Here is a 17,589-nt window from a genome sequence, read left to right as displayed (position 1 = left end):
AGGGCATCTCTCGCCACTGGGCGCTGGACCGGAACCGCCAGATCACCCCCTCGAACTGCTCCCGCAGCCGCGCGGGGTACGGACCGTACTCGCCTCTCGGCAGGTACGGCTCGATGAACTCCCACTGCTCGTCAGTGAGTTGCCCACGCGTCACACCCAGCGTCCTACCAGGTCCTGTCCCCGTATGGACCAGAACCCGAGATTGATCACGACCTCACACAGGCCCTAGCTGTTCGCCTCTGGGCACTGACATCGGTGGTCCTCGACTGCTCGATGAGCTTGAGCGTGCAGTGCCTGGCAGGAGGCGTGCGGCTCGCGTACCTCGGCGAGACTCGCCAGGTCGGCGGCCAATCTCAGGCTCTCAGTGGACAGCTCTGTGACCGGACATTGTGTGGTCCGGGTTGCTGCTGTGGGCGCGGACGAAATGCGACGGCCTCAGCCGGCCCCTGTCCTGCTGTGCGTAGCGAGGGCGGTGTCGGTGATGGTTCCCGGGCCGCACCTGGGCTGATCAGCCTCCGTGCTGATGCACTGCCCCTGTGTGCTGCTCGCACAGCCTCTCTCAGCCCCGCAGCGAGTTGGTGTCTCATTCATTCGGCTGATGCTGCTGGTGCGAGGTTGTAGATGTGTCCGGGGGTGATGATCTTCGTGATGGCTTGGCCCAGTAGGGTGCTGGGAAGCTGGTGTTCGTGGTTGGTGTCGGTGTTGGCGAGTACGACGAGCGTGGTCTTTGTGGTGGGCAGGTAGAGGGCCAGCGTTTGGTAGCCCGGCAGGGAGCCGTTGTGGCCGGTCCATCCGTCTACGTTGAAGATGCCCAGTCCGTATCCCATGCCCTTCAGAATGCGGGTTGGCGGGGCGGTCAGCCGCTGTTTCTGCGTGGCGGCACTTACCATCCGCGTCCCATCCGGGAATCGGCCGGTGACGACCATGGGTGCCCAGGTACGCAGATCTTTGAAGTCGGAGATCATCGCGCCGGCGGCCCAGGCCCAGGAGGGGTTCCAATGGGTTGCGTCGGTTTCTCTGCCGTTCGTGGTCGGTTTGGTGTAGCCCTGGGCGTGGGGTGTGGGGATGTCGTTGCCGGTGGGGAAGAGGGTGTGCGTCATACCTGCGGGGTCGAGTATGTGCTGCTTGATGTAGTCGCCGAGGTGCTGGCCGGTCTCCTTTTCCACTACCAGTCCGAGCAGGATGGTGTTGGTGTTGGAGTAGGAGAACTTCTGTCCCGGCTGGAACATCACGGGGTGCTTGAAGGAGTAGGCGAGCAACTGTTGGGGAGTGAAAGGGCGTTGCGGGTTCGAGGTGAGCGCCTTGTCGAAGGCCGGGTCCTCGGAGTAGTTGTACAATCCGCTGCGCATGTCTGCGAGCTGCCGCAAGGTGATTTTTTCGCCGTTGGGTACGCCGTCGACGTACTTGCCGATCGGGTCGTCCAGGCCGACCTTTTTTTGGTCCACCAGCTGTAGCAGCGCGGTCACGGTGAATGGCTTGGTCTCACTGCCGATGCGCATGTACAGGTCGGGCGTCATCTTTCGGCCGGTGCTTTTGTCTGCGACGCCGAACGAACGGACGTAACTGGGTTGTCCCGGTGTCCAGATGCCGACGGTTGCGCCAGGGATGTTCGCCTTGCGCATCACATTGCCCACGGCGGCGTCGAGTTGGCGTGCCAGCTGGTGGGAGAGGTAGCGGACGGCAGGGTGCGTGGGGGAAGGGCTGGGCGAGTCGGCGGCGAGCGTGGCGGGTAGAGGGGCATGTGCGGCTCGGGCAGGTCCGACGGTCAGCGCCGTCATCAGCGTTCCAGCGGTGACGACGACCGTGACCCCCCGGCGTAGGCATATGGCTGAGTGCGACATGTGGCTGACTCCAAGTAGACGTCTCACTTCGCAGCCTAGGTGTGCTCACCCGTCCGCGCTCATCGACGCCGTGGTTGTCCGGTGCGCGGGCACGTGCGAGTGAAGGCCCGAATCTGTTGCGGTGAGCCGACCGGTGCATCGTGCCCATGGCGTGCCCGGGTGGTGCCAGTACGATCCGCCGGCCGGTGATGGGAACGAGGGACTGTTTTGGCAGGTTTGCTGCCATGGCGGGCACGGCACATCGAGGGTGTGCTTGTTCCCGGGGTTGTTGTGCGCGTAGGGCGCGTCAGCCCCGCCTTCAACACCGTGATGGTGGAGGAGATGCTCACCGCTTGTCCAGGCCGGTGCCGGGACTGGGGGAAGGAGGGCGCGTGCACGGCACGGGCCAACGCTCCCTGAGTGAGAGGACATCAACCGCCGCAGCTTGGCCCTATGCGGGTACAACGAGCGGTTGCGGGTACGAATTCCTCGCCTTAGCTGCCTGCCTCGGCGGAAATCTCTTCCGCACTCACGTGGATTTCGTAATCGACAAAGAGGTCCATGACGTTCATTGTAGGTATCCCTTCGGAGATCATTAGTGAGGCGGACGGCTAAATTCGGTGATCCGTGACGGGGCGCCGGACTATTTCGATTCGGTGGGTCGCCGTCCATCTCGTGCCGTTTGGAATTGTAAGACAAGGCTAGTTGACGGCTGTCGTGCAGGACATACACCAATCAGTGGGTCAATCGGGGGAACAGCGTCTAGCTGATGGACCGGGACGTTCACGATACGGATCGGCGTGGTGGCCGCATGCCCACCGGCAGGCGCCCAGCTCGCGCACCTCGGCGAGACTCACCAGGTCGGTGGCGCCCCCCCACGACCTCGGCGTACGGCTCCGGGACCAACCAACGTGCGGTCCGGATCGCGGCCCGCGAGCGGGACGAAATACCCCACGTGTCACCAGTGCCCCGCTCAGCAGACCCTGGCCCTTCTTCCGATCGGGCCACGCCAGGATCCCCGCGTCGGCACGCGTCGGAAGGGTGACAGCACTCCTGCAGAGTGCGACGGTGGTCCTTGCCCCCGAATCCTGGACACGGGTTATGCGGCTGGCGTCAGCGTAGTTGATGTTGTTTCGGACGCTGTCTCGTAGGCGATCGGGCTGCGTTGTCCGAGGCGGGAGTGACGGCGTCGGGTGTTGTAGGGGTTGGACCAGCGGAACGCGTCTAGGCGGGCCTCGCGTTCGCTGGACCAGGTCTTGCGGCCCTGAAGCGTCTCGCGTTTGAGCGTCGCGTTGAAGGACGCGGCAAGCGCGTTGTCCGCGCTGGACCCGATCGTGCTCATGGACTGGCGGACGCGGCCTGGCGGCAGGCGTCGGCGAAGGCCCGGCTGCTGTACTGCCTGGACTCAGCCGGTCGTTGCAACACCGGCGTGTTGGAGCAGGAGTAGCTGCTCGTTGAATGCCTCGGCCGGGGTCCTCCAAGCAAGTGTCTTGCGGGGTCTGGGGTTCAGCGTGCGAGCAACGGCTTCGATTTCTTCGGCGGACCAGCGCGAGAGGTCCGTGCCCTTCGGGAAGTACTGGCGCAGGAGTCCGTTGGTGTTCCCGTTGGTGCCTCGCTGCCATGGGCTGTGCGGATCGGCGAAGAACACGGGGATACCGGTCTCGACCTTGAACTGCGTGTGCGCCGACATTTCCTTGCCGCGGTCCCATGTCAGCGACCGCGTCAGCTGCTCGGGGAGCATCGGCATCGTGTTGGCGAGTGCCCTCTCCGGCTGAAGGTCGACTTCCCCGATGACGAGTCCATGCGGATCAGCCATGAGGCGGTCTACCAGGCCCTGTTCATCGAAGGCCGTGGAGCGCTCAAGCGTGAGCTCGTTGCCTGCCGGCGCACCGGCAGAGCCCTGCGGGTCCCTCGTGCCCGGTCCAAGCGCAAGGCATGGGCCCACGTCACGCCCGAGGTGTTGATCAGCGAACGGCCGGCCGAAGCCGACGACCGCGCCGTACCGGGACACTGGGAGGGCGACCTCCTGATCGGACTTGAACGATCAGCGATCGGCACGCTGGTCGAGCGCACGTGCCGCTACACGATGCTTGTCCACCTGCCCCGCCAGGAAGGCCACGGCGTCGTTCCCCGTACCAAGAACGGGCCGCCGCTGGCCGGTTACGGCGCGCTGACGATGAAAGATGCTCTTGCGGCGACGATCGGCACCCTGCCCGAGCACCCATGGCGATCGCTGACCTGCGACCGGGGCAAGGAGTTGTCGGCGCACGCCCAGTTCACGATCGAGACCGGCTTCCCGGTCTACTTCGCCGATCCGCACAGCCCATGGCAGCGCGGCACCAACGAGAACACGAACGGCCTGCTGCGTGAGTACCTCCCCAAGGGAACCGACCTTTCCTGCTGGGCAGCGAAGGACATCGAAGCGGCCGCAGCCACGCTCAACAGTCGCCCCCGCAAGAGCCTCGGCTGGAAGACACCCGCCCAAGCCCTCAACGATCATCTACTATCGATCAAATAAGCCGGTGTTGCATCCACTGGTTGAACCTGGTCACTACACCTCAGCGGCGTTCGCCCAGGTCAGCGACCGTTTCGGCATCCGCAGGAGTATGGGCCGTGTCGGGTCGAGCTATGACAACGCGCTGGCCGAGAGCTTCTGGCAGGGGCTGAAGAGAGAAGCCGTGCGCGGGGTGTTCACGACGGTGCGGCAGGCCGGCTGGAGATCTTCCAGTGGCTGACGTACTACAACGCCGGCAGACACCACAGCAGCCTCGGCTACCTCTCACCCGTCGAGTTCGAACAGCAGCATCGGGCAGACCATAGACTCACCCTCGCGGCATGAACCCCCGTGTCCACACTCCGGGGAACGCCTCAGCACAGTGTGATGCAGCCGCCTTCCCAACTCCGGCAAGCCGGGCGGAGTCTGGCTCGTGCCGCCCCAACCCAAGGTACGAGGACTCCTACCATCCCTTCACCCAGTCCCTCGGCTCGCTCGACTTCGGAACATGATTCGTGAACCCGGAGGTTCGGCCAGAGATGTACGTTGCTGACACGTCGATGTCGCCGTCAAGGCCGCTCAGGTCTACGGTTTCAGTCCGTTGATCGAATTTATGCCATGGGTGTCCGTTGACCCGTACGCCCGTCAGTCGATTCCCGCGTGGGACACGAAGCCTCAGTGAGAGGTCGTGCGCTGGATTTCGGTGCGGGGCGATGACGTGCGCTCTGACAAGCCCCGAATCGATATCCGATGTCACAGAGTAGGTGAGCGGCCCGAAAGGTGTAGGGAGGCCGGTCACGTTGATTCGTTTGCCCTGCGCCAGCCAGCCACGTGGGGTGAAATAGGCGAGTTCGAGGGACTCGTGTCCGCCTGATGATTCCGTGGGGCTGTATGCCAGCATGAGTCGGAGTGCTTCCAGGAATGCGGTGTTGTTGGCACTGTTGGGCGGAAGATACATCGCCCGATAGTACTCATCGCTGGTCCATCCTTTTTCGGGTGGTGGGGCGATGCAGTTCGGCTTTCCTCGACACAGAGGCCACTTACTGAGGATCGGACCGAGGTTGTGCGCTTCGCCGGAAACGTAAGTGTTCCGTGTCATTCCATGCGCTAGTTTTCCGTAGAAACTGAGCACCATCTGATCTGGCTGGTCATTGGCGGCGAGAAATTTGAGCTGCTCCACCTCGTAAACGTCGTTGTCGGCGTAGTCACGCGCTCTCAGCAGTCCAAGCATTCTGCCGCCATGCTGCAGAATATACTGCAAGGTTGCGCGTGCCTCGGGGCTGTGCGGGTCATAGACGCCGGAAGCGAAGCCATAATGCGACACGAGGTTCCAGTAACCTCCAAGGAGCTGTGCGGTGATGGGGTCCCATGGCCTCTCATTATCGAGCAGGCTGACCGGAGTGAAGAGCGAACCGTCGTCAAGTGCCACGCTGGATTCCCGTGCGGCCTTCTGATAGTTCTCTTTCAGTCTGGAGGCGAAGGCCGCGTACCGCTGTGCGCGTTCCTTATATCCAAGCTCGAGCCAGACCTGGGAGATTTCCTGGGCTCCCCGCTGAGCGAGGCCGATCTGATGCAGTCCATAGACGAGTTCCGCAATATCGCTCGAATACCGCTGACGCGCGAGCAGACCATGGGGATCTGCAGTGTTTTGCTTGATGAAGTTCCCCAGGAATCTGAAATATGTTGCATCGTTTTCCTGTAGGAAAGATGTGTCGTGCGTCAGATGCCAATAGTCGGCGGCATGCAGGAGTTTTGCGCCCATCTCGAAATTACGCCGGTCCCTGCCCTTGGTCAGGGGAAGCAGGTCTACGAGTGACGACGCGTAGACACGCGTGAAGCCAAGGTGTCCGAGAGCCCCCACCGTGTCGCTGCTCTCGGCCTGGTAGAAGTCTTCGTAGGCGTTTCCCATGCTATAGCGCCAGGCCATGAGAAGGTTCTGGATCAAGAGTGCCTTCGTGGCATTTTGAACACGCTGCTCGGGTACTGAGATTCCTGCCCCCTCATCAAGACGCTGATCCCAGTAGCTTTGGGTCTGCTTCCTCGCTTCGGCATGTGTGCGGGGGCCGGTAGCAAGGTCGGGTGCCGACGTTGCTTCGACCGGCCGCACAAGGTAGATGTCGGCGCGGCTTCCGGGCTTCACGTGGTATGTGAGCTCCGTACCGTCGAACGTGGCTCCCGGGCTGAAGTACAAAAACGTCTTCCTGTCCCGCACCAGCCGGTTTCCGTCAACAGACAGCCCGCATTCTTCCTGGCCACACGATTCACGTAGCGTGACGACAGCCGGCCTGTGAGCTTTTCCAGCGGAGGCGGTGATGTGGATGAAACTGGCTAGGTCACGGGTTCCAGGAAGGTAGGCTGCAAAGGACTGTTGGCGATATTTAACGCCTCGCGCGTCCTTGTATTGCGTGTTCAAAATGGGCAGATATCCATCATTGAGGGAAGGTCCTCCAAGAGCGGCAAGACAAGAACCATACTGCTCCCCTCCGGAACCGACAAAGATCTTCAGGCTTCTTCCGTTCCAGTAGTTACTCATGATCTGACTGCCGTCTGCAACATGAAGAGCCACCGGCCCGCGCCCTGTCAGACCCCGAGGGAAGCCGAATGGAATATAGTAGACGCCCGTATCCGTCATCGGGCCCAGATCTTCCGGCTGCCGCACATACATGAGCGGCTTCAGATAGTCTTTGATGTTCTCATAGGTCGGTCCCTGCGGACTCGAAATCAGCTTTTCCCCCCACGCGTCCCTTTTCGACCGCAATGCGGAGACGACATCGTGCTTGTATCGGGGCGTGAGTCGGGGCTGGGAGATGCCAGGCGGACAGTGATTACCGACTCCCCTCTTCTCCGCTCTGCTCTCCGGTACCGTCATCAACGGAGCTGTCAGCCCTGCTGCAACAATGGCTGCCGTAACGGCGAAGTACCTCAGCCGGACATTGGAATGCATCTACTTCTCTCCATTTGCAGGGCGGCTGCCCTCGAGGTTCTCAATCCTCTGTGTCAATTCCCCAACGTCTAGCAGCAACCGGTGCCACACTTCAAAGCGATACTCGACACAGAGAGCAGGAGACACTCGATTGTCAGCGGTTCCTCGTCTCGCGTAATAGTGACTGTCAGCCTCGGGCGGCGAGTCACTCTTCCGTTGGTTTTTGAATTTCTCATCCGGACGGCTCAACTGCGCTGCTCCCGCGCGGAGCATCCCCGTCATCCTGTAGCGGTTACCTCTCGTTCTGGAGCTCCTTCTCCTGGGACCGGTGGCTGCGAGTAAGTGTTGCCCCGTGAATGTTCTACGGTATGGCGGTTGACCTGGCCGTTTGCTCGCTATCCGGCGAGGGTGAGGTTGTGCAGTCGGGCGATGCCGAGCATGGCGTGGTGGACGCCGTCTCCCTTGAGGCGGCAGTCGCGCAGGATCTTCCAGGTCTTCATGCGGGCGAAGGCATGCTCGACTCGGGCGCGGACCTTTCGGTGGGAAGCATTGTGTTCTTCTTTCCAGGCCGGGGGTCGGCCCGGCCGCGTTCGCGGCGGTGCGGGATGACCAAGCCGGTGCCGCGGTAGCCGCCGTCCGCGATGACCGTGGTGTGACCGACGGCGCCCTTGGCGCCAGACAGTTCCCATGCCTTGCCGTCGTTGCGGTTGCCGGGCAGTGTCCGGCCCACAGCGACGCCGAGCCGGGTGTCGGCGTCGATGACGACCTGGTGGTGGGTCGAGTAGCGGTAGTTCTTCGACTGCTCGGCAATGCTGTGGTCACGGGTGGGGACCAGAGATGCGTCCACGATCAGCACGGTTTCCTTGCGGAACCGCTTGCGCTGTTGCAGGGCCGGCGCGGGCCCGACGTGGTCGACGATGCGGTCGGCAGCCGAGCTGAACCGGATTTTGTAGCGGCCCTGAAGGCAGGCGTGATCGCCTCGGCAGATGGGAGAACACAGGTCCGATGCCTGCACCACCCGGACGAGCTGCGTGAGCGGGCTGTCCGCGAAGTCCGGACCTCCGGTCGACCGGCGGCCCACATGGCCCAGGGACCTCGGCATCCACAAGGAAGCATTGCGGGGCTGGGTCCGCCAGGCCGAAGCCGACCAGGGCAGCCGGCCCGACTTGCTGACCACCGCCGAGCGGACCGAACTCACACAACTCCGCAAGGAAATAGCCGAGTTGCGGAGCGCCAACGAGATCCTCAAGGCCGCCTCGGTGTTTTTCGCGAAGGAGCTCGACCAGCCCCGCACGAGGCCGACGCGGTGATCAACCACCTCCGCGACGACTTCGGGGCCGAGCCGGTGTGCCGGGAACTGGACCTGTCGGTCTCGGCATAAACGCCCGCCGCAGGCGGCCCGCATCCGCCCGGCACCTGCGTGACGAAGCCGCCTATGGGGAGCCTACGGAGGCCGGCGCGTCCACCACCAGCTGCGACGCGAAGGCATGCACGCCGCCCGGTGCACCGTCGAACGGCTGATGCGCGAAGACGGCCTGGAAGGCGTCATCCGCGGACAGCGGCGCCGCACCACGACCCCCCGAGGCGTCCGCACCCAGGCCACCGGACCTGGTCGACCGTCGAAACCGTTTCCGTCGCTGGCGAGCACCCTCTCCTGGCGGTGACGGAGAAGTTCAAGGGCGCCGACTTCGTCGAGTCAGGGCATCTCGTCCCGGCCCGCGTGTCCCCGGAGACGGTGCGCATCGTGGCCGCCGAGGTCGTCGCCTGCCCGAAGACGGTGGGCCTGCGGGAGGGCCCCGCACACACCGAACCGGTGCTCACGGACCGGGGACCGCGGGCGGTGGGGACCCATGTCCGGCCCGGCGGTGACGGAATCATCAAGCGGGTGCCGCTGGCCACCGGAGCGGACGTCCAGCAGCTCACCTTCGACTGGCCGGTTAGCCGACCGTCGGACCTGAACCCGTGCGGGGATGCGTCGCGGGCCGCCGTGACGTGGTTCCTCACCCCTCCTGCCGAAAAGGCGACCGGGATCGGCGGTGCGCAGGAGGTGCTCTTCGAGGAGGGCGCGACCGAGGCCTATCTGACCGTCGCGCAGGGCAACGTCATCCAAGAGCGGCGCAGCTCCCCGGACCGCGCCGGCGTCGTTATCGCCGTGGGCGACACCCCGGACGCGGCACTGCACCGGCCTCTGGAAGAAGGGGGGGTGGCGGAGTGTCAGCGCCTGTTTTACGGCCTGCCGGGGAAGGTGGGAAAGACTTGTCGCCGGTACCGCGGCTGTGTGCGCAGGCGTCCTAGTGGGTCGTGGGCGTGTGCCGGTGTCGGCCCTGCTGTGTCCGTGGCTGCCGGGTTGTCCTGCAGCCGGGCTGTCGAGTGGGCGGGCGTCGTGGTGAGGGCATCTGCGGGGGGTGGGGTGTGGGGTGGTTCTGGTTGGTTGGGAGTGGTGTGGGGCTGTCTGTCCGGTCGGGTGGTGTGGGTGGTGGAGGGGGGTTTTCCTCCTGGTGGTCGGCTGGTCGGGCGAGGCGGGGTGGGTGGCTGGGTTGGCTTACTGGGGGTGGACCGGTGGTCGGGCTCGTGTCGGCGGGAACGCGGCGGTCTTGTATCGGGACCGGTTCCCGGTACCGGGTCAGGAAAGAAATTGGTAGTGATGATGTTCAAGCAGGAACACGCTGAGCGGTCGTTCACCGCTGTCCCCGAGTCGATCGCGGCTGCGCGGTCGTTTGCCGAGCAGACGTTGGCGGCGTGGCATCTGAGGGGCCGCGTGGATGATGTCCAGCTGTGTATTTCGGAGCTGGCGTCCAATGCTGTTAATCACGGCACGCGTGACCGGGGCCTTGATCATGTCTTTCAGGTGCGTATCGATGCTGATGAGAGCGTTGTCCGGGTCGAGGTCGAGGATGATGATCCGGTGAGTGTGCCGCGGGTGCGTCAGGCGCGGGACGGGGACACCGGTGGGCGTGGCATGCTGATCGTGCAGGCGCTGGCGGCTGCGTGGGGGTGGGAGAGTCACGCTCCGGCGGGCAAGGCCGTGTGGTCTGAGTTTGCCATCAGCCCGGCGTGAGGTATCGGGCGGGCCTGGTGTGGCCGGTGTGGCCGGTGTGGCTGGTGTGGCTGGTGTGGACGGCTTGACGTCCGCTGGTGCGGCTCGTGGTGATGATCGAGTGGTTCCTGTTGCCGGTTTGTCGGTTCGTTCTCGTTTGGGGCCGGATCGTCCGCGGCGGTGCCTGGCGGTCCAGTCGCGGCTGGTGCTGCCAGGGCCGGTGGCGGGGGCTGCTGCCGTTTTGTTCGGGGGCCGAGGGGCAGCCCTGTGCGGCTGTCGTTATCGGCTCGCGTGGCGGTCGGCGAGTCGTGGCCGAGCGCCCCTTGCGCTGGAATGGCGCTGGCGGCCGCTTTTGGAGCTGGGCGGTGTTGATCGTCCGGGAGAGGGACTGACAAATCGTTCGGTGTAACTCCCGATCATGGAGGATGCATCGATGACCAGTGAGAACGTGGCCGAGCACGAGGCTGTGGAGTCGGCAGCGGATGTGTCGGCGAAGGCTGTGGACGACCAGCTGATCGACGAGTTGGTGAGCCGGGCCCAGTCGGAGGGTCTGCAGCTGACCGGCGAGGGCGGACCGCGCCGGCCGACTGCTGATCACCGCCGACGGCGGGGGCTCCAACGGCTATCGCACCCGCGGCTGGAAGACCCAGCTCGCCGACCTCGCTGCCGAGACCGGCCTTGAGATCACGGTGTGTCACCTGCCGCCCGGCACCTCGAGGTGGAACAAGATCGAGCACCGGCTGTTCTCCCACATCACCATGAACTGGCGCGGCAGACCCCTGACCAGCCATGAAGTCATGCTCCAAACCATCGCCGCGACCACCAGCCGCACTGGTCTCACCGTCCATGCCGAACTCGACAGCGGTGAGTACCCCATCGGCATCCGCGTCAGCGACGACGAGATCGCCACCTTGCCCATCACTCGCCATCGCTTCCACGGCGACTGGAACTACACCCTCCGCCCCCAGCGTCCAATGGACGCGGCGACAACCGGCAGTACACCGGACGAGGCTCTGGCGGACAGACCGACTCGCCTTTCGCGGCGTTCGCTCCAGGACCCGGAACTGACCGGGATGGCCCGCCGGCAGCTCAACGAGCTCATCGACTTGTTGACTCCAGCGATGGAGGTTCAACGCGAGCAAGTGCTCCGCACACCTCGAGGCCACGAGCGCCCGGTGGCCCCTGGCGCAGGTGCCAAAGCCAAGCTCACCTCAGCCGACCGGGTCCTGGCCACCGTGCTCGACCTGCGAAAACTCGCGACCGTGGATCTCCTGGGCCAGCTCTTCAACACCACCGCCATGACCATCAGCCGCGCAGTGAAAGACGCCCGGCAAGCCCTAAGAAAGGCTTCAGGTGATCCCACTCGGACCGTCGCAACAGACGAGTCGCGGGCTATTGGAAAAAGAGAGCCGGTCGGGTGATTTACGAACCGGTCCCGGCTGAGGTGCGCCCCCTCGTCGGTTCGGCCCGACAGACTGCCGAAATCCCAAGGGAGGTGGCATACACATGGGCAGCGACAGCACATCGGCTATCTTGGACAAGAGTTCGAGCGTGGCGGCCGTCATCGCCGGTGCCCCGCACGTGGCAGAGATCGCGGCGCGGTGCAGCGACGAGACGGAGGCCACCGGGCGGCTTGCACCCGATGTAGTTGAGGCCCTACGGGAAGCTGGGTTCGCCCGGCACTTCGTCCCCGCGGCCTTCGGCGGTGTGGACGGCCGTTTCGCGGACATGACCTCGTCGGTGCTCCTAGTAGGCGAGGGTTGCGCCTCGGCGGCCTGGATTGCTTCACTGTCGACCTACGCGGCCCGCTACGGGGCATACCTACCCCTTGAGGGGCAGGCAGTGCTCTGGGGGGAGGGCCCGGACGCATTGATGGCGGGTGCGCTCGTCCCAGCTGGCAAGGCTGAGCGTGTCTCCGGGGGCTGGCGACTCAGCGGTGAGTGGGGATACATCAGTGGGCTGCGCTTCGCCGATTGGATCTTCGCATGCTCAGTTGTATCCGACGCGCTAGGTCCTGACGGCCGGAGCCAGGAATGCTTCTTCGCGGTGCCGCAGACCGACGTCACAGTGAAGGAGACCTGGTCTACCCTCGGCATGCGAGGTACCTGCACCGACACCATGGTTCTGGACGACGTATTCGTACCCGATCATCTGGTCCTGTCCAGATCGGACCTCAGCGCGGGCAGGCCAGCGGCCTCCGAGGCACGATGCCACAAGGTCCACGTGAGAATCTTGGGCGCGTTGCCGCTGGCCGTCCCGGTCGTCGCTGCCGCTCGAGGCGCACTGCGCGCCGCTGTCGACCACGAGCTGCGGGGCGCGCCAGTGAGTAAGAAGGTGTCGGCGCAAATGGACCGTTCGGCCGCCGAGGTGGACGCCGCGGAACTCCTGGTCCAACGGGCCGCGCGAGTCGCCGACGGCGTCGAGGCGGCCGAAGAGGGGGAAGCGATGGTCCGAGGCGCGCGGGACTTCGCGATGGCGGTCGAGTTGTCGGTGTCAGCCGTCAAGCGGCTCTTTCGCAGCACCGGCCCCCAAAGCCACTTCGACCATGATCCCGTGCAGCGGTTCTGGCGTGACATCAACACCGCTGCTTCCCACTTTATCTTCTCCTTTGACATCGCCGGCGCGGCGTACGGAGCCTGGGCGCTCGGTGCAGACAGCGCGAAGCCGAGACATTGATATCGCCGAAAACAGCAACACACGTCCTTTCCCTTGCATGTCCTCCTCGTGCAGAGGTGTTCACCGAGGGTAAGGGCCCGACCAATGCCACGATGAGGCCGGAGCCAGAGTAACCGCAGAGGCCGCTGTCCACGTATCGCCGGGGCTCATGGAAGGAGCACGTTCATGCCAACAGAGGATTACTCTGAAGCCCTTCGGGTGTTTATCCTCAACGCCTCCCTGCGCAAGGAATCGCTCAATGCACGTCTCGCCGACCTGGCTGAACGCCTGGTCACCGACAGCGGAGCACTGGTGGACCGCGCCCCCTTGCGTGATTTCCCCCTGCCTCTCTACGACGGTGACGTCGAGGCGGTGGACGGGATCCCGAAGTCCGCGCTCGACCTAAGTGGACGCATCGTCGATGCCCAGGCCCTCGTCATCGTCACTCCCGAGTACAACGCCTCCATCCCTGGCGTTCTGAAGAACGCCATCGATTGGGCCTCTCGCGTGCGCCCACAGCCGTTCAAGGACACCCCTGCACTGCTGCTGTCCGCATCTCCCTCCCCCATGGGCGGCCACCGCTGCCTGCTGGCCCTCCATGCCCCCTTGGAACGCCTCGGCGCCCTCGTCTACCCCGAAACGTTCAGTCTCGCCGCCGCCCATCAGGCGTTCACTCCTGACGGTGACCTCACTGACCGTCACCTGCAAAAGCGCCTCACCGAAACCCTGCGCGCCTTTCTGGCCTCGTCGATCCCGACACACCGTGAGCATTTCTGATTTGGCGTGGCCACCGTCGATTCCCGGAGCGTCAGGTGACGGCCGGAAACTCACAGAGGTACCGCCAGCAGGTGGTGAACGCGCCGCCCAGGACCAGGTGGCCTCGATGTGGAGCCAGCGGCGGCGGGCGTGGTTCGCGAGCCGGGCGGGCAAGTGGTAAAGGCGAAAGCGTACGGTGTCGATCTCGGCGGTGGCCAGGTCATCGGCGTCATGCAGGCCAAGGAGCCTCACCCAGACATCGATCTCGGCGGCCAGGTTCGTAGCGAGCATCCAGCCGTGGTTCACCGGGTTCCTCCGAGGTTGCCCCGGCCTTCAGTCCGGGGAGGAATCGGATTCCTGCGGAGCAGGGCAGGGACAGCGGGATCGCCGTGAGGGTGATCCGGCGTCCATCCCGCACGGCGGTGATGCCGCCCACAATGATCAAGGACTCTCAACTGTCAGTCCCCTCGGGTAGGTTCGCATGCAGGACGACGGAGGCAACCACGAGGGACACCGGGTATGCCCGGTACACCTTCCGTGTGCGCCTGTCGAAGACGGCCCGGCGCGCACTGGAAGCGGAGTGGGCGCGCTGTAGGTGGGTCTGGAATGAGTGCGTCGCGAAGTCCAGGCAGGTGCACGTGCAGGGCCGGGCGATGGGCGAGAAGGTGACCTGTGGTCCGGGGCAGTTGGACAAGATGCTGACCGAGGCACGCAGGGCGACGCGGTGGCTGGCTGAGGGCGCGAGCGTGCCGCAGCAGCAGGTGATACGCGATTTCGCCAGGTCCCGTGCCAAGGCGCTGAAGGACATCAAGGACCGGTTGCCGATGCACCGGCGGGCCGGGATGCCCCGCTGGAAGAAGAAGCGCCAGGCGCGGCCGAGTCTGAACTACACCAGGCGCGGTTTTAGCCTCAGGGACGGCCGTCTGCACCTTGCGGGCCAGATCGTGCTGAGCGTGGTGTGGTCGCGGGACCTTCCGGCGGATCCCTCCAGCGTGCGCGTGTACCAAGACAGCCTCGGCCATTGGTACGCGTCGTTCGTCGTTCCCGCGCAGAGCGAACCGCTCGCCCCGACCGGGCGCGTGCTCGGGGTGGACTGGGGTGTGAAGGAGGCCGCGACCACCACCGACGACGCCTACGATCTGCCGCATGCCGAGCACGGCCGTGAGGCCGCGCAGCGGCTGGCCCGCTATCAGCGGATGATGGCCCGGCGTCGGCGTCCGAAGGGACAGCCCGCATCCGCCGGCTACCGCAAGGCGCAGGCGCAGGCAGCGAAGCTGCATAAGAAGGTTGCGCGGCAGCGTGAGGACAGCGCCCGCAAGTGGGCCAAGTCGGTGATGCGCGGCCATGACGGGGTGGCGGTGGAGGACTTTAGGCCGAAGTTCCTCGCGAAGACGACCATGGCTCGTAAGGCGGCTGATGCCGCCATCGCGGCGACGAAGCGTGCCCTGTGCGAGATGGGCCGCAAGCACGGGCGGGATGTCCGTCTCGTGCATCCCGCGCACACCACGATGGACTGCGCAACGTGCGGAGCGAGAACCAAGCACGCACTGCCTCTGGCGATGAGAACGTATGCCTGCACCGTGTGCGGAGTGGTGTCCCCCAGGGACAAGAACTCCGCGCGCGTGATGCTGGTCCGGGCAGGTTGGAACCCGGACGGTGTCGAGGGCGTAAGACCACCGGGGCCGCCGGCCCAGGTGGCGGCCTGAGCCGTAAATCCCCACTCAGCCCTGGAGGGTAGAGAATCCCCTCCCTTCAGGGAGGGGAGCCTTCAAAGGTCAAGGAACCTGCTGTCAGGTTCTGCTGTCAGGGCGCCATTTCACGTCCGCTGAACGGCCAGGGCTGGCAACTGGCCGAGTTCGCCGGGCATCGCACTCCTGATGGCCTCCAGCGGCTGCTGAACGGAGCAACCCCCTGGCCTCCGATCTCCCCCTCGCCTGGGTGGCTGCAGACGCAGCCTACGGGCAGGAGGGACGCTTCCGCCGTCTGCTGAAGCAGTCCGGTCTTGGCTACGTGCTCGCGGTGCCCCAATCCCAGCAGGTCTTCGGCCCGCGCGTCGCCAGCTTGTACTCGTGTGTGGTGGGCCATTGACCGCAAGACGGCGCCTCTGACATAGGGCACAAGCATTCGGCCAAATGTATTATTTCGCCGACTCGGTACGGCCCTACTCCTCTTGGGGCACGAGGTCCTCTGTCATGATGCTGAAATGACAGATAAGACCAGTAGAAGAATGTTTCGCTCTCTGCAGACTTTCAATTTCAAGGTGTACTGCGCCGGGCAATCTGTCAGTTTGGTTGGGGGCTGGATGCAAGGCGTTGCACAGTCGTGGCTGGTACTCGATCTAACTGGCTCGAGTTTCGCGCTCGGACTTGTGGTCGCAGCGCAGTTTTTGCCACTGTTGCTAGCGGGCCCATACGGTGGGCTCATCGCCGACCGCTCCGACAAGATTCGCCTATTGAAGGTCACTCAAAGCGCCCTGGCTTTGCTCGCGTTGATGTCAGGAATTCTGACCGCCGCAGGAGCCATGCGCCTTTGGATTCTGGTTCTTCTCGCACTCGCTCTCGGGGCAGTCAATGCTGTAGACATGCCCACTAGGCAGACATTCCTGCCTGAATTGGTAGGGGTAGAAATGCTACGTGAAGCGATCAGTATTAATAGTATGATGATGAACGCTGCACGTGCAGTAGGACCGGCGCTCGCTGGAATCTTGATTGCTTCATTTGGAGTCGAGAGTTGCTTCATGGCTAACGCGGCAAGCTTTATTCCAATTCTAATGGCCCTACGTTTCCTGCGCACCGATCAACTGCAACCCGCTCTGAAGGCTGGCAAAGCGTCCGGACAGCTTCTTGCGGGATTGCGTTATGTCCGGGAAACCGGTGCACTGGCACTCCCTCTGGCCATGATGGCTTTGATTGGCACGCTGGCCTACGAGTTTCAGGTCGTCTTCCCTGCACTGGCCCAAGCCGGATTCCATGGCGGTGCCAGAACATACGGATTTATGACCTCAGCCGTAGGGGCAGGAGCGGTCTGTGGTGGTCTGTACTCGGCTACCCGCGGGCGGGCAGGAATCATCCCGCTTGCGAAAGCAGCGGCTATGTTTTCCGTTACTCTCACAGCAGTAGCCACTATTTCCTCCTTGTTCGTAGAACTGATTGCACTATTCTTCGTAGGTGTGAGCAGCACAATGTTCCTCACCATCGGAAGCAGCACGCTCCAAATCGTGGCCGATCCAACCTTCCGGGGGCGGGTCATGGGTCTCTGGACCGTCGCATTTTCGGGTAGCACTTGCGTAGGAGGGCCTGTTATTGGGTACGTGGTCCAATATTTCGGGGCGCGCCAAGGGGTCGGGGTAGGAGCGATCGCGTGCCTCATCGCGGTAATTCTGGGTTGGATTTCCCTTCCCCGCATTATTGAAGAGCACCGATTCCTGGAACGGCGAACGTCCGAGAGGGCTTCGTAGAGGTGCCTGCGTATCTGAATGTCGTCTCGCAGCTGAACGGTGAACTCTACTGGGCCGAGGCGCACGTTATTTCACCACCAGGGACAACGAGACGTTCACCACGGTGTGGGCGGAGGGCGCCTCAACGCTGCGGAAGCCGCAGGCCCGAAAATAATCAGCCGGACTTTGTGTTCCTGGATTCCACCGGGGAAGGACACAGTGTTAGGGGGCTTGAGGGGCTCATACGTCGTCACGGCCCGGGGGTGGACCTTCACCCGATCGGCCGCGTTCTGGCGGCACGGCCGTTCCCCGCCCCTTGGAATGGGAGGGGCCTGTCCACGCGATGAGGCAGACATCGAGGCAGGCGTCCGGTAGACATCCGACGAGACGGCGCACGAGCGCAGAAAAAGGTGGACATCATGGTGGCAGCCGTATACGCGGGGGCCCTCGCCGCAGCCCTGTTGGCCA

The 17,589-nt window shown here is 64.1% G+C and carries 10 protein-coding genes and 7 pseudogenes; 11 read left to right on the top strand and 6 right to left on the bottom strand.

Annotated elements, in window-relative coordinates; genetic code table 11:
* The 4 genes and pseudogenes from AB0D93_RS40770 to AB0D93_RS40755 form a co-directional block, all read right to left on the bottom strand.
* Nucleotides 1-154: transposase (locus AB0D93_RS40770; RefSeq protein ID WP_362131582.1), on the bottom strand; the 154-nt coding region annotated here is incomplete at its 3' end.
* 433 nt (nucleotides 155-587) lie between these two features.
* Nucleotides 588-1,841, bottom strand: coding sequence for a serine hydrolase domain-containing protein (locus tag AB0D93_RS40765; protein ID WP_362131573.1), 1,254 nt, complete (start codon nucleotides 1,839-1,841; stop codon nucleotides 588-590).
* 1,078 nt (nucleotides 1,842-2,919) lie between these two features.
* Nucleotides 2,920-3,218 (bottom strand): annotated as a pseudogene (locus AB0D93_RS40760) (integrase core domain-containing protein); the annotation flags it as partial.
* Nucleotides 3,219-3,225: 7 nt separating this feature from the next.
* Nucleotides 3,226-3,582 (bottom strand): annotated as a pseudogene (locus AB0D93_RS40755) (IS30 family transposase); the annotation flags it as partial.
* A gap of 6 nt (nucleotides 3,583-3,588) precedes the next feature.
* On the opposite strand from AB0D93_RS40755, the pseudogene AB0D93_RS40750 reads away from it, so the two are divergent.
* Nucleotides 3,589-4,338, top strand: a pseudogene (locus AB0D93_RS40750) (IS30 family transposase); the annotation flags it as partial.
* A 34-nt stretch (nucleotides 4,339-4,372) separates the two neighbouring features.
* Nucleotides 4,373-4,659: pseudogene (locus tag AB0D93_RS40745) on the top strand (integrase core domain-containing protein); the annotation flags it as partial.
* Between the two features lie 118 nt (nucleotides 4,660-4,777).
* Here the strand turns inward: AB0D93_RS40745 and AB0D93_RS40740 are convergent.
* Together AB0D93_RS40740 and AB0D93_RS40735 are read right to left on the bottom strand one after the other, a co-directional pair.
* The gene (locus tag AB0D93_RS40740; RefSeq protein WP_362131570.1) at nucleotides 4,778-7,258 is read right to left on the bottom strand and encodes a hypothetical protein; all 2,481 of its coding nucleotides are present in this window, start codon (nucleotides 7,256-7,258) and stop codon (nucleotides 4,778-4,780) included.
* A gap of 374 nt (nucleotides 7,259-7,632) precedes the next feature.
* Nucleotides 7,633-8,171 (bottom strand): annotated as a pseudogene (locus AB0D93_RS40735) (transposase); the annotation flags it as partial.
* A gap of 97 nt (nucleotides 8,172-8,268) precedes the next feature.
* On the opposite strand from AB0D93_RS40735, the gene AB0D93_RS40730 reads away from it, so the two are divergent.
* The 9 genes and pseudogenes from AB0D93_RS40730 to AB0D93_RS40690 all read left to right on the top strand — a co-directional run bounded on the left by AB0D93_RS40730 (nucleotide 8,269) and on the right by AB0D93_RS40690 (nucleotide 17,142).
* Nucleotides 8,269-8,547: a transposase gene (locus AB0D93_RS40730; RefSeq protein WP_362131567.1), complete on the top strand. Its 279-nt coding sequence runs from the start codon at nucleotides 8,269-8,271 to the stop codon at nucleotides 8,545-8,547.
* 141 nt (nucleotides 8,548-8,688) lie between these two features.
* A pseudogene (locus AB0D93_RS40725) lies at nucleotides 8,689-8,901 on the top strand (IS3 family transposase); the annotation flags it as partial.
* A complete protein-coding gene (locus tag AB0D93_RS40720) occupies nucleotides 8,898-10,295 on the top strand; it encodes an ATP-binding protein (RefSeq protein WP_362131564.1) in 1,398 nt (465 codons plus the stop codon). The pseudogene AB0D93_RS40725 and the gene AB0D93_RS40720, both read left to right, overlap by 4 nt.
* Nucleotides 10,296-10,849: 554 nt before the next feature.
* Nucleotides 10,850-11,695: pseudogene (locus AB0D93_RS40715) on the top strand (ISAzo13 family transposase); the annotation flags it as partial.
* An 85-nt stretch (nucleotides 11,696-11,780) separates the two neighbouring features.
* Nucleotides 11,781-12,950, top strand: coding sequence for a hydrolase (locus AB0D93_RS40710; RefSeq protein WP_362131561.1), 1,170 nt, complete (start codon nucleotides 11,781-11,783; stop codon nucleotides 12,948-12,950).
* 165 nt (nucleotides 12,951-13,115) lie between these two features.
* On the top strand, nucleotides 13,116-13,706 hold the full coding sequence (locus AB0D93_RS40705) for an NAD(P)H-dependent oxidoreductase (protein ID WP_362131558.1): 591 nt from the start codon (nucleotides 13,116-13,118) through the stop codon (nucleotides 13,704-13,706).
* Between the two features lie 524 nt (nucleotides 13,707-14,230).
* Nucleotides 14,231-15,391: a transposase gene (locus AB0D93_RS40700; RefSeq protein ID WP_362131579.1), complete on the top strand. Its 1,161-nt coding sequence runs from the start codon at nucleotides 14,231-14,233 to the stop codon at nucleotides 15,389-15,391.
* Nucleotides 15,392-15,596: 205 nt separating this feature from the next.
* Nucleotides 15,597-15,773: a transposase gene (locus AB0D93_RS40695; RefSeq protein WP_362131576.1), complete on the top strand. Its 177-nt coding sequence runs from the start codon at nucleotides 15,597-15,599 to the stop codon at nucleotides 15,771-15,773.
* Between the two features lie 115 nt (nucleotides 15,774-15,888).
* Nucleotides 15,889-17,142, top strand: coding sequence for an MFS transporter (locus AB0D93_RS40690; protein ID WP_362131555.1), 1,254 nt, complete (start codon nucleotides 15,889-15,891; stop codon nucleotides 17,140-17,142).
* Nucleotides 17,143-17,589: the final 447 nt, after the last annotated feature.

Origin of the sequence: Streptomyces sp. NPDC048191 (genome assembly GCF_040652655.1) — a bacterium.
Taxonomy (GTDB): Bacteria; Actinomycetota; Actinomycetes; order Streptomycetales; family Streptomycetaceae; genus Streptomyces.
The sequence above is the reverse complement of the archived record's forward strand: the minus strand, read 5'-3'. Positions and strand labels throughout refer to the sequence as shown.